At 70.2% G+C, this 15,588-nt stretch carries 11 protein-coding genes; 9 read left to right on the top strand and 2 right to left on the bottom strand.

From position 1 onward, the window contains the following. From AB0E07_RS31570 to AB0E07_RS31545, 6 genes are all read left to right on the top strand, one after another. A partial coding sequence (locus AB0E07_RS31570) for an alanine:cation symporter family protein (RefSeq protein WP_362259832.1) occupies positions 1-687 on the top strand: 687 nt, incomplete at its 5' end. 599 nt (positions 688-1,286) lie between these two features. Next, a complete protein-coding gene (gene ectB, locus AB0E07_RS31565; protein WP_362259830.1) occupies positions 1,287-2,549 on the top strand; it encodes a diaminobutyrate--2-oxoglutarate transaminase in 1,263 nt (420 codons plus the stop codon). 406 nt (positions 2,550-2,955) lie between these two features. Continuing rightward, on the top strand, positions 2,956-3,546 hold the full coding sequence (locus tag AB0E07_RS31560; RefSeq protein ID WP_362259828.1) for a redoxin domain-containing protein: 591 nt from the start codon (positions 2,956-2,958) through the stop codon (positions 3,544-3,546). 7 nt (positions 3,547-3,553) lie between these two features. Further along, positions 3,554-4,426, top strand: a complete 873-nt coding sequence (locus tag AB0E07_RS31555; RefSeq protein WP_362259826.1) for a cytochrome c biogenesis CcdA family protein — start codon at positions 3,554-3,556, stop codon at positions 4,424-4,426. A gap of 487 nt (positions 4,427-4,913) precedes the next feature. After that, on the top strand, positions 4,914-5,813 hold the full coding sequence (locus AB0E07_RS31550; protein WP_362259824.1) for a hypothetical protein: 900 nt from the start codon (positions 4,914-4,916) through the stop codon (positions 5,811-5,813). Positions 5,814-5,892: 79 nt separating this feature from the next. Further along, positions 5,893-6,876, top strand: a complete 984-nt coding sequence (locus tag AB0E07_RS31545; protein ID WP_362259822.1) for a hypothetical protein — start codon at positions 5,893-5,895, stop codon at positions 6,874-6,876. A gap of 777 nt (positions 6,877-7,653) precedes the next feature. Here AB0E07_RS31545 and AB0E07_RS31540 read toward each other — a convergent pair. After that, complete coding sequence (locus AB0E07_RS31540; RefSeq protein ID WP_362259820.1) at positions 7,654-8,643, bottom strand: lytic polysaccharide monooxygenase; 990 nt, start codon at positions 8,641-8,643, stop codon at positions 7,654-7,656. Positions 8,644-9,310: 667 nt separating this feature from the next. Here AB0E07_RS31540 and AB0E07_RS31535 point away from each other — a divergent pair. Both AB0E07_RS31535 and AB0E07_RS31530 read left to right on the top strand, forming a co-directional pair. Beyond that, positions 9,311-11,485 (top strand): glycoside hydrolase family 6 protein, encoded by a 2,175-nt coding sequence (locus AB0E07_RS31535; RefSeq protein ID WP_362259818.1) that lies wholly within the window; start codon positions 9,311-9,313, stop codon positions 11,483-11,485. A gap of 60 nt (positions 11,486-11,545) precedes the next feature. Then, positions 11,546-13,660, top strand: coding sequence for a cellulase family glycosylhydrolase (locus AB0E07_RS31530; protein WP_362259816.1), 2,115 nt, complete (start codon positions 11,546-11,548; stop codon positions 13,658-13,660). Between the two features lie 65 nt (positions 13,661-13,725). Here AB0E07_RS31530 and AB0E07_RS31525 read toward each other — a convergent pair whose 3' ends face one another. Then, on the bottom strand, positions 13,726-14,703 hold the full coding sequence (locus tag AB0E07_RS31525) for a hypothetical protein (RefSeq protein ID WP_362259814.1): 978 nt from the start codon (positions 14,701-14,703) through the stop codon (positions 13,726-13,728). 300 nt (positions 14,704-15,003) lie between these two features. On the opposite strand from AB0E07_RS31525, the gene AB0E07_RS31520 reads away from it, so the two are divergent. Beyond that, on the top strand, positions 15,004-15,501 hold the full coding sequence (locus AB0E07_RS31520; protein WP_362259812.1) for a peptidoglycan-binding protein: 498 nt from the start codon (positions 15,004-15,006) through the stop codon (positions 15,499-15,501). Positions 15,502-15,588: the final 87 nt, after the last annotated feature.

Below are 15,588 nucleotides of genomic sequence, written 5' to 3'. Positions count from 1 at the left end.
ATCATCGAGGGCGCCTTCAACCCCGAGGGCGTCGCGGGCGGTGTCCTGGGCGCGCTGATCATCGGCTTCAAGCGGGCCGCGTTCTCCAACGAGGCCGGCCTCGGCTCCGCCCCCATCGCGCACTCCGCGGTGAAGACCAAGCACCCCGCGAGCGAGGGCCTGGTCGCGCTGCTGGAGCCGTTCATCGACACCGTCGTCATCTGCACCATGACCGCGCTGACCATCGTCATCGCCAACCCGGCCAGCTGGGCCGAGGCCCGCGCGGGCGAGTCCATCGGCGGCGTCACCATCACCTCCGACGCCTTCGAGACGGTGCTGCCCTGGTTCCCCTACATCCTGACCGTCGCGGTCATGCTGTTCGCCATCTCCACCGTCCTCACCTGGGGCTACTACTGCATGAAGGCCTGGACCCACCTCTTCGGCCGCAGCGCTGCGAGCGAGGTGACCTTCAAGGTCCTCTACACGGTCGTCGCGGTGGCCGGCTCCCTGCTCACGCTGCAGACGCTGATCGACATGGCCGACGCGGTGCTGTTCATGCTCGCCGTCATCAACATCATCGGCCTGTACCTCCTCGCCCCGGTCGTCAAGAAGGAGCTGAACTCCTTCCTCGCCTTCGTCAAGCGGCGTGACGCCGGCCTCGACACCGACGAGGACGCCGACCCCGAGCCGGCCCAGACCACCGTCTGACCGCCCACCGCAACCCGGCTCCCCGAGCGGGCCCGTACCCACCTTGTGCCTTGGTGGCTACGGGCCCGCTCGCGCGTGTTCAAGCAGGCCGGAGAACGAGCTCTCCTTCGCCGACCCGGCCGAATCGAACACGGACCCGAGGCCGCGCCGGGGGACCAGAGGCATACCACGACGACGGGCGGGCACTCGCGACGCTGAGGTGGCATCGGGGCCGCGCCGGGGAGAGTTGACCGCCGAACCGGTGGGACACCAGGTGACGCTCGCCCCCCAGGCCCGGCCTGCCGATCCCAAACTCGATGACGGGTAAGGATCTTGGCTCAGGATCGGCACGAGCCCATAACACTGTGAAGAAGTCGCGCATGCTTCTGCGTGCTCGGGCAGGGGTGCCCATGACCTCACCTCCGGCCGACGTCACAGGAACCCGCACCCATGTTCGGACCCCTCTCCCCGCCCGTACCCGGCCAGGTCCTGGCCGTCTGCCCGGGCACAAAGGAAGTCCGCACCTCTAGGTCCGCTGAATCCGCTTGTGCCCGCCTGCCCGGGCCGGTCCGCACACCGCATCCGCACGACCAGCACACCTCTCAGGGAGCAGCACGCGCATGACCACGACGCAAACCCCCATGAGCACCTTCGAGTTGCTGGAATCGGAGGTGCGCAGCTACTGCCGCGGCTGGCCCGTGGTCTTCGACCGTGCCCGCGGGAGCCATCTGTGGACCGAAGACGGGCGCCGCTACCTGGACTTCTTCGCAGGAGCCGGATCACTCAACTACGGCCACAACAATCCGGTTCTGAAGCGAGCCCTCCTGGACTACCTGGAGCGGGACGGCGTCACCCACGGCCTGGACATGGCCACGGCAGCCAAGCGGCAATTCCTCGAGAGCTTCAACGACCTCGTCCTGGCCCCACGCCGACTGCCGTACAAGGTGATGTTCCCCGGGCCGACGGGAACGAATGCCGTCGAGACTGCGCTGAAACTGGCGAGGAAGGTCAAGGGGCGGGAATCGGTCGTCTCGTTCACCAACGCCTTTCACGGCATGTCCCTCGGTTCCCTGGCCGTTACCGGGAACGCCTTCAAACGGGCAGGTGCCGGCATCCCCCTCGTTCATGGCACCCCCATGCCGTTCGACGACTACCTCGACGGTCAGTTCCCCGATTTCCTCTGGTTCGAGCGTCTCCTGCAGGACTCCGGTTCGGGTCTCAACCAGCCCGCCGCGGTCATCGTCGAGACGGTTCAGGGCGAGGGCGGGATCAACGTCGCCCGGCCCGAATGGCTCCGTGCCCTGGCCGACCTGTGCACGCGTCACGACATGCTGCTGATCGTCGACGACATCCAGATGGGCTGCGGCCGAACCGGCGGCTTCTTCTCCTTCGAAGAGGCCGGCATCGTCCCGGACATCGTGACCGTCTCCAAGTCCATCAGCGGTTACGGACTCCCCATGGCCCTCACCCTCTTCCGTCCAGAACTCGATCTCTGGGAGCCGGGGGAGCACAACGGCACGTTCAGAGGCAACAACCCGGCGTTCATCACGGCTGCCGCGGCCCTCCGCACATACTGGGCGGACCGGGAGCTGGAGGCGCGCACCGCACGCCTGGGGGAGAGGGTCGAGCAAGCACTGCTCGCGATCTCCGCCGAACACGAGGGCGCGTCCTGCCGGGGCCGGGGTCTCGTCTGGGGTATCGAGTTCGACGACCGGTCCCGGGCAGCGGCCGTCTGCGCCCGTGCCTTCGAACGCGGCTTGCTCGTGGAGACCTCCGGTCCGCAAGGAGAGGTCGTCAAGCTGCTCCCGCCGCTGACCGTGACCGACGCCGAGCTGGAAGAGGGCCTGGACATCCTCGACCGCGCCGTCCTCGCCACGCTCTGAGAAGCCCCTGCCCGCCTGTGTGCGCTCACGCGGGTCAGCGAGCGTGACGGCCGAGCGGGTGACGGGGCCGTGCGAGGAAGGAGGATGAAACCGACAGGGCCCTCGTGCCGTTGAGGGAGGCGTTCGACGTCTCAACTCAGTTGCACGGGAGCCCTGTCGGTTCCAGGACAGCCGCTCTCGCCCCCCCACGCCCTGCGTCTGCCACCACGCCGTCATCAGCCGCGCCCGAGCCGAAGGAGAGGGACGCCTGCTGCGGCGCGCCCCCGATCTGATCTGCGGCGGAGGGTGATCCGAGGCTGCGGACGGAGCTGAGCTGACGGCGTCACCAAACCGTAAGAACGTCAGCGCACCGCGGACCGGCGAAGCGATTTACGCTCACAGCCGGTCCATACATTCAGGAGTTCCCATGCGAGCCCGCGCTCTCGTTCCGGCCGCTGCTGCCGCCGTCCTGCTCACCGTCTCCGCCTGCGGTGCGGACAGCGGCTCCGAAACCACGGGTACCGGAGCCGGCTCCGGCACTGCGCCGTCGACTGCGTCCTCCGCCGCCGAGCAGTCCCCCGGCTCCGGCGACAGCGGCGACGAGCCGGCGGTTCCCGAGGCGCTGAACTTCACCGCCACCACCGTGGACGGCAAGCCCTTCGACGCCAAGACCCTGGCCGGCAAGCCGGCCGTGCTGTGGTTCTGGGCCCCGTGGTGTCCCAAGTGCAAGGCCCAGGCAGCCGAGACGGCCAAGGTCGCCGCCGCGCACGAGGGCGAGGTCACCGTCGTCGGCGTCGCCGGCCTGGACACCAACAACGCCATGCAGGACTTCGTCGCCGAGACGAAGACCGCGGGCTTCCCGCACCTGTCCGACGAGAACGGCGAGGTGTGGAAGCGGTTCAAGGTCACGGAGCAGAGCCGCTACGTCATCCTCGACAAGAACGGTGCCACCGTCTACGAAGGTGTCCTGCCCGCCGGGCAGGGGCTGGCCGAGAAGGTCGCCGGCCTGACCGGCTGAACCCGCCATGAATGACCTGCCCCTCGCCCTCACCGCGGGCATGCTCGCCGCCGTCAACCCGTGCGGCTTCGCCCTCCTGCCTGCCTACCTGTCCCTTCTCGTCCTCGGCGACGACCATCCCGGCCGCACCGTCGCCGTCGGCCGGGCACTGGCAGCCACCGCCGCGATAACCGTGGGCTTCGGCGCCCTCTTCGGCATCTTCGGGCTCGCCGTCCAGCCGGTCGCCGGGCAGGTCCAGCAGCACCTTCCCTGGTTCACCATCGGCTTCGGCCTGCTCATCGCCGTCGCCGGCGGCTGGCTGCTTGCCGGCCGTCAACTGCCCGCCCTCGCCCCCAAGCTCCGTCGGGCCCCGAAGGTTACCCGCTCCCTGCCCTCGATGGCCCTGTTCGGAATGGCCTACGCCACCGCCTCCCTGGGCTGCACCATCGCACCCTTCCTCGCCATCGTCGTCTCCGCCTTCCGTACCGGCTCCACCGCCGAAGGCATCACTTTGTACATCGCCTACGCCGCCGGCATGGGCCTGATCGTCGGCGCCGCCTCCCTCACTGTCGCCCTCACCCGCACCACCGCAGTCACCCGGCTCCGCCGTCTCGGCGCCGTGGCCCCACGCCTCGGCGGCGGCCTCCTCCTCGCCGTCGGCACGTACGTCGCCTACTACGGCTGGTACGAGATCCGCATCCAGCACGACCCGGCCACCACCGATCCCGTCATCGACGGTGCCGGAGCCCTCCAGCGGGCCATCGCCGACTCCGTCCAGGCCGCAGGCCCGGCGGCGCTCGCCGCAGTCCTCGCCCTGCTGCTCCTGGCAGCACTGGTCATCCACCGCATCAGACGACCCCGCCGCGCCGCGGACAACAAGGGGGCGACACCGCCGAAGTAGCCGCACGGGTCTTCGGCATGGTCCGGCCGAGTACCTCCTTCATACGGCGGAGGGTGTGCTCCCGGTGATATCCGCAGAGGATGGACTGCCACGCCCGGTTGCTGTCCACAGGTGCGGCGTCGGCCGCCGAGCACCACAACCCGACGGTTTCGGGTCGCGGTCGCCCGGGCAGACGCCGGACCTCGCGGCGCATCGACGTGCCGTGGAGGAGTGAGAGTTTCCGCTCGGCGCCAGCTCCGGCTGCCGAGCGGTCGCGGGCGTTGACGGTCGGCCCCCTCGCAGCGCTGTTCGGACGGCTGTGCGCGGCGTGCGCCCCCTGGGCGCCGGACCAGGCGGGTTCCGAGAGGCGCCGTCTCTCCGACAGCGACGCACGGGCTGAAACCCGATCCGGTGCTGCGGAGTGTTCCCTCCGAGCGGTCGATCAAAGTGCCGTTCCGGTTGTGGGTCCGGCCGTCGGTGAACCGGCGGCCCCGGGAAGGGAGCAGATGTGCGCACGTCCAAACAGACCCTGGTGGCAGTGGTCCTGGTGATGACCGGGACGCTCTCGGCTGGGTGTGGTCCCACGGCGGACAGCGCTGAACCGAAGGAGTCACCGACCGCGGCTTCCACGACGGTCCCGGCCGCCGACGACACCGCCACGTCCCCCTCGGGCCTCGCTGCGGACCGGACGGAGGACCACGCGGCCACCCCCACGACATCCCCGCAGCAGAGTTCCGGGGCAGAAGGCCGCAGTTCCTCGGACGAGGGAAAGGGCGACGCCGCCGCCTCGGCGGCAGTGGCACAGCCCGGGCCGACGCACCCCGACATCGGCGTCGATACGGAGGTCACCTCGCAAGGCAAGCAGTACCGCATACCTGGTCTGACGGAATTCCAGCAGGAGCACGGCTACCGCTACGTTGCGATCGTCTCGGGCTCGGAACCCGGAGAGAACGGGCACCCCGGTCTCACCGGTACGTGGCAGACCAACCTGCTCGCGGGCCTGCCCTCGGTCGTCGCCCGGATCGCGGCCGACCACGGTGGCGAGGGGATCATCCCCGGTGACGGCGAGGTCAGCCTCTTCGAGGCCTACACCGCCGTGGCACTGGGCAGTTCGCTGTACCGGCCGTTCTTCGCGCGTACGGCCGGCATCGACGACGCGTACGGCCGTAACTGGCAACAGAACCTCGCCTCCCTGGTGCGCACCGCCGGAGGCATTTCGCAGGACACCCTGAGCCTGCTGATGGACCGGGTGGCGGACGGCCGTCCGATCGCGAGGGGCGCCAACGGGGCCCGCGAGGTGTTCGGCGGTGTCGGAAGCGACTATCAGCCGTACACCCTGCGCAACGACGAGCGCTTCAACCGCGGCACCCGCAATCTTGAGCGCGTAGAGGCCACCTGGCTTGGCTGAAGGGCACGCCCGCAGGCCCGGTGCAGGTTCCCCGGGCCTGGAGGCACCCGGTGTGCGGGTCCGAGCCGATGAGGAGAGCGTGGACGAACTGAGTCGATTTCAGATGGAGCGTGTGACTGGGAACGAGGCCGACCTGGCTCACTGGCTCCTTCGGGACGCCGCCACCGGCCGCGAACTGTGCGGCGTGCGAGTGACTGCTGCCGCGAGCGCCGATGCGGGGATGGTCGGGGACTTGGCAGAGCGCTTCTTCGCGCGGGATCTGACGCTGGAATTCCGTCAGCACCCCGGCATCGCGCGGACCGTCGGCGTGGTGCGGAAGGACACTTCCGTCTGGCTGCTGCACGAACGGCCCCCGGGCTTGCCGGTGGTGGACCTGCTCCGCCACGGCAGCCTTCCCGTTCCGGAGATCGCGGCCATCGCCCTTGCAGTGCTCAACATCCTGTCGGACGCGCATGCCCGAGGGTTCGTGTGGGGGTACCTGGCCGCCGCCCAGGTATGGGTTCAGCCGGATCGTTCCGTCGTGCTCTCCGGGTCGGGTACCGGAGACCTCATCGGCCTGGGCTGGATCTCCCAGCAGGCGCGCCTGCTGCGGTTCGCCCCCGAACTGTCCCCGCTGGCGGACCCAGACCCGGCCGCGGACATGTGGGCCGTGGGCCACATCATCGCGTCGCTGCTCGCCGGACGGCCCCAGCCGCTCGTACGTCCGGGCCCCGCGGCCGACGTCAGCTGCGCCGACCTCGACCGCCTGCTCACCGGCCAGGCCCGGGCGCTTGCTCCCCTCGTGCACGGACTCCTGCGCCGGGAAACGGAGATCCGGCTGACGGAGCCGATCATCCGGCGCGCGCTCGCGCGCCTCGCCGACGGATGGCCGTCGTGGAGTCACATGCCCCCCGTCGTGCCCGAGGACCCGCAGTCCGGGCCGACGCGCTCCACACATCCGTGGCCCTTGCTGCCTCCCCAACCCCCCGAGTATCCGCCCGACGTTCGCCACCCGGTCACGCGCGGCAGACATCGGCTGCCGAAGCGGGCGCGCGCGGTGATTCCCGGCCGCCCGAAGAGCTGATCTCCGCCGGCCGGCCGGTCATGGCGCGGCCGCTCGGGTCTGCTGTACTGCCGATCCGCTCGCTAAGGTCGAGCTCGTGCCCGCCCGCCGACGTGGTCCGCGAGCACGGGACTCGCATCGGGCGGTTGGTGGTGAAGCTCGTTGGGTTCCCCGAGCCGAAGTCGTGGAGGCCCTCGGCCGCCCTGCGGTGACGCTCCGTGGCTCCCGTGCGAGGGCGCTCGGACGGCCCCGGCCCGGGCCGGGGCCGGTAGATCTCTCGACGCTCAGAGCGGCGGCTGGAGTGCACTGTGCGCAGGACGAGGGCCGCGCGGTGTCTCCGGGGTGAGGGCTCCTTCGCCTTCGGTAACGGCTGCTGTGGGTGCGCGGTACCACCCACCCACAGCAGCCGTCTGGCCGCACCCTCGCCATCCGCTACGTGGCGTGGGGCGGCCGGCAGGGCGCATCGCAACTCCTTTCCCATGCCAGGGATCCCGGTCCGCGCCGGAACGGTCCAGCCGGGGGCTGGTGCCTGTCCGTTCCGAGGCGGTACAGGTCCGGCCGGATCCCGCCGTTGCGGCCGCGCGTCCCAGTCCCGGCTGGTCTCAGCCGTCGCTTCCTGAAAGTGGCCCGGTACGCGTCACCGCTCGCTGGTGGAACGCTGGGCACCACCAGGAGCTCCAGCCTCGGATCACCTTGTGCGCACGGCAATGTCCGGAGCGTGACCGAAGGCGGGACCAAGACTCGCGTAACGCGCCCTTAACGCGGCCCGTCGCCAGGGCGAACGCCCGGTCGGAGCAGTCAACTGCACCGTACGGAGGTGAACTTCGGCTGGGTGTCGGAGGTTCCCTTGAAGCCTGCTGTGGCGGTCTCGCCCGGGTCCAGGCTCTTGTTCCAGGCCGGAGCGTGCACCATGGCCGTGTTCCCGGTGTGCATGAAGGTGCCGTTCCAGCCGTCGACCAGCGTGACGGGGTCCGGCATCGTCCACTGCACGGCCCAGTCGGTCATCTTGCGTGGACCGTTGTTGGTGATCGTCACGCTCGCCTGATGACCGCCGGGCCAGTTGTGCGTGACCTCGACGGACGCGGAGCAGTCGGCCGGCTCGGGCTCGGGCGGGGGAGTCGTCTCGTCGTCTCCGAGCACGACGTCGGAGCAGTTGTAGAACGTTTCCGTACTGTCGGACCGTTCCCAGACGCTGTAGATGACGTGGCGGCCTGTCAGGTTCTCGGGCAGTCGGCCGCGCAGCCGGTAGACGCCGTCGGTGAGCGGGGGCTGGGGGGCTGCGGTGAGGAACGGTGCGGCCTCCAGGTCGTCCCAGTGCAACGGGCGGGTCGGGTCGTAGCCCGCCTTGGTGATGTAGAGCCGGAAGCTGCCGGGGTGCGGCACCCAGGCCGCGTAGGTGAACTCGTACTCGCCGCCCGCTCTCATGCCCTGTACGGGCCACTGCGTGCTCGGGAGGTCCAGGCCCGCGTACTTCGGCGAACCACCACTGCACAGCTGCCCGTCGGGGATGTAGCCGCGGGTGCGTCCCGCACCGTCCGAGCGCAGCACGCCGTACCAGTCGTACAGCGCCTGTGTCCCTGACACGGCGACGGCGTCGGCGCAAGCGGGGTTCACCGGGTCGATCTCTCCGCTGGGGCGGAGCCCGTCGAGGTAGCAGGCGTAGGTACGGCTCGCGGGGGAGACCATCGCGCCGTGCGCCTGTGCCGGCCGGTCGGGGAGAAGGACGGTGAGCAGTCCGAGGAGAGCGAGGGCCGGCAGGATCCGTATCACTTTTTTGAAGGAGGTCATGTCCGTTTCGTCCATCCGGAGGTGGGAACGCTCCGTCGACCGTGTCCGCCGCAGGCGGAGTCGCTGGTGCGCGGAGCCGGTGGTGGCAACCGGGCGGAGAATGCCCGGAGTTCCGGTGGGATAGCGGATGGGCGCCCCATGCCATGGGAGCGCTCCCAACATCGGCATGGTGGTGGTCCGTGACGCCGACGTCAAGGGGCGCGCAGAGAGAGGCTCCACGTTTCCCCGCTCCTGGCGGATTCCTTGGGACGGCGGCGTCGACCCCCCTTGACACCGTCCGATCGCCCTGGCTTCATGTCATCGCGTCGACATGATTCCGGGATGCCGCGGCCTGCCTGAGCCGACGGCTACCGCTCGCACGGCTGGGGACAACGCCGGCTGGAGCGCGTCGCGTCCACGCGGATGGCCTTCGCGACTGCGGAGGATCGCCGGCCCGTCACCTGCGCGGGCCGACCGTTCGGACGCACCGGACTGAGCCGTCCTGCGAACACGCGCGACACGGGCGTGGCCCGGTCCTTCCACGCGCGGCGACGGTCCCGCCCGACCACACCCTCACCCTCACCTTGCACGTCGGCACGGCCTGCCCGGCCGCCGCCCCGGCCCGTTCCGCGGAGCCGCTTCGACGCGGCCTGCGAGGGCCGCATCCGACCGAAGGGATCTTCGCTCCATGAGAACCACCCTGCCCCGCGGTGCCCTGACGGGCATCCTGACCGTGGCTGCCACAGCTTCACTGCTGCTGCCGATGAACGCTGCCGCCGCACCGGTCCCCACCGCAGAGCCCCACCAGGACAACCCCTTCACAGGTGCCTCGGCCTACCTCAATCCCGACTACGCCGAGCTGGTCGACACCACGATCGCCCGGACGGCGGACGCGACCCTCCGCGACCGGATGGCGGCGGTCAAGCACCGCCCCACCGCCGTGTGGCTCGACCGGATCGCCGCCGTGCACGGCGGCGCGGTCAACAACGGCCGCAAGGGACTGCGCGAGCATCTCGACGCGGCCCGCGCGCAGCAGATACCGGGCAGGCCGATCACCGCCACCTTCGTCATCTACAACCTTCCCGGGCGGGACTGCGCCGCACTCGCCTCCAACGGTGAACTCCCCCTGACCCAGGCCGGGCTGGAGCGCTACCGGCGGGACTACATCGACGAGATCGCGAACGTCATGGCCGACCCGGCGTACGCGGACATCCGCATCGTCACGGTGATCGAACCCGACGGACTGCCCAACCTGGTGACGAACCTGCAGGATCCGGAGTGCTCCAGGGCGAGGAGCAGCGGGATACAGGTCGAGGCCGTGCGCTACACGCTGGACCGGCTGCACGCCCTGCCCAACGTCTACACCTACCTGGACATCGCCCACTCCGGTTGGCTGGGCTGGGACACGAACCTGAAGGGGACCGTCGACCTCTACACCGAGGTCGCCAACGGAACCCGTGCCGGACTCGACAGCGTGGACGGGTTCGCCACCAACGTCGCCAACTACACACCGGCCACGGAACCCTTCCTCCCCGACCCCGAACGCCGGCTGAGCGTGAGCGGTCTGCCCCTGAAAAGCTCCCGCTTCTACGAATGGAACCCGGTCTTCGACGAGGCGGACTACGCGGCGGCCCTCTGGACAGCCTTCCGTGCCAAGGGCTGGCCGGCGACCACCGGCATGATCATGGACACGAGCCGGAACGGCTGGGGCGGCACGGCCCGGCCCACCGCCGGCAGCGCCAGCCTCGACGTCGACACCCACGTCCAGCAGTCCGCCGTGGACCGCCGCGCCCACCGGGGCCTGTGGTGCAACGTCGCCGGTGCCGGCCTGGGGCGCGCCCCGCAGGCTTCCCCCCGGGACCTGCCCGACGCGCACCTCGACGCCTACGTCTGGGTGAAACCACCCGGCGAGTCGGACGGGGCCTCCGAGGACATCCCCAACGGCGAGGGCAAGCGGGCCGACCCCATGTGCGACCCCGGGCACGTCGCTCCGAACGCCGGAGGCCGGCCGACCGGGGCACTGCCCGACGCGCCGCTGGCCGGGCACTGGTTCCACGAGCAGTTCACCATGCTGGTCCGCAACTCACGCCCCGCGGTGCCCGCCTCACCGGACGGCAGCGACAACCAGGCCCCCGAGGTCCCCCGCCACCTGCGCGGCACGCTGGCCCGGTCCACCAGCGTGACACTCGCCTGGGACGCCGCCGAGGACGACGGGGTCGTGGCCGGGTACGACGTGTTCCGCGGCGGACGAAAGGTGAACACCGCCCTGGTCGAGGGCACGGTCTTCACCGACAGCGGACTGCGCCCGGACACCGGGTACACCTACACGGTCCGAGCCAGGGACGAGGCCGGCAACGTGTCCGGCCCGTCCGACCCGTTCACGGTGACCACGCAACCCTCGGGTCCCGCGAGCGGCGGCCTGCGGATCACCCACCGGGACAACGACGGAGCGCGCGGGAACAACGCGGTGCGGCCCGGACTGCGGGTGGTGAACACCTCCTCCCAGGCCGTCGCACTGAGGGACGTGAAGGTCCGTTACTGGTTCACCCGCGACGGCGACTCCCCGGTCAGCGTGTGGTGCGACCACGCGGCTCTCGGCTGCTCCACCGTGTCGGCGCGGGTCGTCGAACTCCGCACCCCGGTACAGGGCGCCGACGCGTACGTCGAGATCGGGTTCCGTACGGGAACCCTGCCGGCCGGCACCGACACCGGGGACATCGAACTGCGGCTCGGCAAGGCGGACTGGTCGGACTTCGACGAGAGCGACGACCACAGTCACTCTCCCGCCGCGGCACCTACCGACGCGCCCCGGATCACCGCATACCTCGACGGCAACCGGGCCTGGGGCGACGAGCCCTCCTGAGTACTCCGCCTGAAGCCTTCCTGCTCTGTCCGACGTCACCTGAAGAAAGCGAGTCGCCCCATGTCCTCACCCACTCCCACGAGATCCGGACCGCGCCGTCGACGGCGCCTGGCCGTCGCCCTGCTTCTCGGCCTGGCCGTCGCCGCCGTGCCCACCCTGACCGTACCCGCCGCTGCCCAGAGCCCGTCGCCCGCAGCTACGGCGGCCCCGCAGGCGGACTGGCTGCACACCCAGGGCAATCTGATCGTGGACGAGGCGGGCAAACCGGTCCGCCTGACGGGCGTCAACTGGTTCGGGTTCAACACCTCGGAACGTGTCTTCCACGGTCTGTGGACGGCCAATCTGGAGGTCGTCACCCGGCAGATGTCCGAACGCGGCATCAACATGGTGCGCGTCCCGATCTCGACCCAGCTCCTGCTCGAATGGAAGGCGGGCAACCTCGCCCCGGCCACCGGCATCAACGCCGCCGCCAACCCGGAACTCGCGGGCATGAGCACGCTGGAGATCTTCGACCACTGGCTGGACCTGTGCGAGGAGTACGGGATCAAGGTCATGCTCGACGTGCACAGCGCGGAGGCGGACAACTCCGGCCATGTCTACCCCGTGTGGTGGAAGGGCTCCCTCACACCCGAGAAGTTCTACCAGGCGTGGGAATGGGTGACCGCCCGGTACAAGAACGACGACACCGTCGTCGCGATGGACATCAAGAACGAGCCGCACGGCAAGTTCAACGAGTCCCCGCGGGCCAAGTGGGACGGCAGCACCGACATCGACAACTTCAAGCACACCTGTGAGACCGCGGGCCGGCGCATCCTTGCCGTCAACCCCAAGGTCCTCATCCTGTGCGAGGGCATCGAGACCTACCCCAAGGACGGCACGAGCTGGAACTCGGAGAACCCCAAGGCGTTTCACAACAACTGGTGGGGCGGGAACCTGCGCGGTGCCCGCGACCACCCCGTGGACCTCGGCGCGCACCAGGACCAACTGGTCTACTCCCCGCACGACTACGGACCCCTGGTGTACCAGCAGCCCTGGTTCGAGGGGGAGTGGAGCCGTCAGACCCTGGAGCGGGACGTCTGGGACCCCAACTGGCTCTACCTGCACAAGGAGAACACGTCCCCCCTGCTCATCGGCGAATGGGGCGGCTATCTCGACGGCGGGCCCAACCAGAAGTGGATGACGGCGCTGCGCGGGCTGATCTCGGACGAGGGCCTGCACCACACCTTCTGGTGCCTCAACCCCAACTCCGGTGACACCGGCGGGCTCCTGAAGAACGACTGGGTCACCTGGGACGAGGAGAAGTACGCCTTCCTCAAGCCCGTTCTGTGGCAGCAGCAGGGCAAGTTCGTGAGCCTCGACCACCAGGTGCCGCTCGGCGGCGAGAACAGTACGACCGGCATCAGCCTGGCGGAGGCCGTGGGCGGAGCACCCGAGCCGGACACCGAGGCGCCCACGGTCCCGGCCGGCCTGTCGGCGACCAGCACCACCAACCGGGTCACCCTGTCCTGGCGGCCCGCCACCGACAACGTCCGCGTCACCGGCTACGACGTCTTCCGCGACGGAGTGAGGATCGCCGGCCCCGTGCGGCAGACCACGTACGTCGACCGCGACCTGGCGGCGGGTACGGCCTATCGTTTCACCGTGCGAGCCCGCGACGCCGTGGGCAACGTGTCCGCCGCCTCGGCGCCGCTCACCGTCCGCACGCAGGAACCCGGTGTCCCCAGCGGCGATCTGACGGTGCTGTACCGCAGCAACGACGACACCACGGGGGACAACGCGCTGCGGCCGCACCTTCGCGTCGTCAACAGCGGGGACCGGCCCGTCGACCTGACCGCAGTCACCGTCCGCTACTGGTTCACCCGCGACACCGCCTCCGCCGTGAACGTCTGGTGCGACCACGCCGCCGTCGGGTGCTCCAGCCTCCGGCTCAGGGCCGTCCCTCTTGCCGAGCCCCTCGACGGCGCGGACACCTACCTGGAAGTCGCTTTCACAGGAGGCTCGTTGGAGCCCGGAAGCCACACCGGGGACATCCAGCTGAGGGCGAGCAAGACGGACTGGTCGAACTTCGACGAGAGGGACGACCACAGTTACGGAGGATCGGCGGTCTACAGCGAGGCACCGGGCATCACCGCGTACACAGGGGCAGAGCTGGCCTGGGGCGACGAGCCGAGCTGACCTCGCGGCCCCCTGCGGCGGGTCCGTTGCGGGAGCCCCCGCAACGGACCCGCCGACGCGCCGGATCAATCGCAGTCGGTGACCCTGACCGTGTTGTCGCGCGCCCCGGGCTCGAAGACGGTGTTGGCGCCGGTGCTGCGCAGTGCGGAGCAGACTCCGCCCCGCACACTGATCGTCTTGTTCCGTACGCCGTCCTTCCAGACGTACAGGGGTGCGGTGCGCATGTCCGGTGCTGTGGACCGGATCAGGCCCTCGCCCGTCAGCTCGACACTCCGGCTGTCCGGCTTCGTCCCCCCGGCCCAGGAGAACAGGCCCTGGTTGTAGTGGTTCCCCGAGCGCGAGACGACCTTCAGACCGTCGGCGATCAGAGTGCCGTGACCGTAGTCGCCCCATGCCATCTGCACGGGTGCGCCGTTGGCGTTGTGCAGGACGGTGGTGTTCCGCACCGTCAGATCACCGTTGTAGATCTTGAACGTGTCGTCCCAGGTGTCGAAGTACGAGTCCTCGATCACCGAGCCGTCGCCACCGCCGAAGCCGTCGGAGTTGTTGTGGTATTCGTCGCGGTCGTCGATCACCCGGATTCCGGAAGCCAGTACCCTGGCCCGCTTGGCGATGATGTGGAAGTGGCGCGGGTTGAGCGAGGTGAAGGTCTTCAGCCTCAGGTCGATCCGTGCCTCGGTGGAGACCGCCGCGAGGTCCGTGTCCTTGACATGGCTGCCGTCGCCGACGAGGCGGGACGTTCTCGCGTCTTTCCCCTGGATGGTCAGCGCGGCGGTGCGGTCCGCGGGAATCAGGAAGTTGCCGCGAAGGGTGACGCCCTTGCCGATGACGATCTTCGTCCAGGACGACGGCACGGACAGGCGTCCGATGGTCGCGTCGGACCGGTAGGTCGCCACCCCGCCGGTCACCTCGGGCCCCTGCGCCGCTTGGCGTGGAGACGTGTCGGCCAGAGCCAACGAGCCGGCGGCGATGAAGCAGGCCGCGGCGCCGGCGGCGCCGGCCGCCTTCGGCAGGCGACGGGAGGTGCGGGTGTGTCGTGCCATGGGACACCTTTCCGATGTGCGGGATACGACCCGGAGAGCCGGGACATCGGCGCTCCGCCCGGGCTACACGCCCGAGAACGGCGTCGGGTTTCAACCGGCTCAGCTCGCGCGGTGGGATCACTGAGGCGGACCTCGCGCCGCGACTACACTCGCAGCGACTTGCACCGCGGGGCGGGGCCCGCGCCCCCTGTCAGGGGGTCGACGGGGATGTGCCGGGGACGCACGGGTTCGTACAGGGGAGGAACCGCGATGGCGCAGCATCGGGGAGGCCGGTCGGGCGAGAGCGGGGATCGCGGGCGGGTGCCGGGAAGACTCGCGTGGGTCGCGGCTGCCGTCGGCGTGCTCGCGCTGCTCACCGCGGCGCTTGTGCACCTGTTTACGAGGCCCGTCGCGCCCGTCGAGTCCCCGGCGCTCCTGCCACCCGCCGCCTCCGCACCGGTGCCGAGCTCGCCACCGGCCGGAGCCGAGCCCCGCCTGCCGCAGAACCCGTCCCCCTCCGGGCCGGGCTCGCAGCCGGGTTCCCCGTCGCCGGAGGTATCGGGGAACGCCGGCCTGGCACCGGAGGGGTCCACCGGCGATGTGGCGGCCGTATTGGCCCGCGGTGACCGGGGCAGCGAAGTGCTCGACCTGCAACGGAGATTGCGGACCGCCGGTGTCGACACCGCACCGCTCGACGGGGTGTACGGGCAGCCCACGGAGGCGGCGGTGCAGAACTATCAGGCCCTGAGGGGCATTCGCACCGACCCGGCCGGAGTCTACGGCCCGGCCACCCGCGCCGCACTGGAGCGCGAGACCTGACCGCACACCGGGAACTGCACGGCGCTCACCCCGCCCGGACGGGGCAGCCCCGGGCACAGACGCGCATGCGGAAGCCGCTCGTGGGCA

This window comes from Streptomyces sp. NPDC048002 (assembly GCF_040653275.1).
Classification (GTDB): domain Bacteria; phylum Actinomycetota; class Actinomycetes; order Streptomycetales; family Streptomycetaceae; genus Streptomyces.
Note: the sequence above shows the minus strand (reverse complement) of the source record. Positions and strands in the feature narration are given on the sequence as shown.

Bases quoted from the DNA above. Each gene is read 5' to 3' on its own strand.
- ectB (WP_362259830.1), top strand. From the start codon at position 1,287: ATGACCACGACGCAAACCCCCATGAGCACCTTCGAGTTGCTGGAATCG.
- AB0E07_RS31525 (WP_362259814.1), bottom strand. From the start codon at position 14,703: ATGGCACGACACACCCGCACCTCCCGTCGCCTGCCGAAGGCGGCCGGC.
- AB0E07_RS31535 (WP_362259818.1), top strand. From the start codon at position 9,311: ATGAGAACCACCCTGCCCCGCGGTGCCCTGACGGGCATCCTGACCGTG.
- AB0E07_RS31540 (WP_362259820.1), bottom strand. From the start codon at position 8,643: ATGACCTCCTTCAAAAAAGTGATACGGATCCTGCCGGCCCTCGCTCTC.
- AB0E07_RS31530 (WP_362259816.1), top strand. From the start codon at position 11,546: ATGTCCTCACCCACTCCCACGAGATCCGGACCGCGCCGTCGACGGCGC.
- AB0E07_RS31560 (WP_362259828.1), top strand. From the start codon at position 2,956: ATGCGAGCCCGCGCTCTCGTTCCGGCCGCTGCTGCCGCCGTCCTGCTC.
- AB0E07_RS31555 (WP_362259826.1), top strand. From the start codon at position 3,554: ATGAATGACCTGCCCCTCGCCCTCACCGCGGGCATGCTCGCCGCCGTC.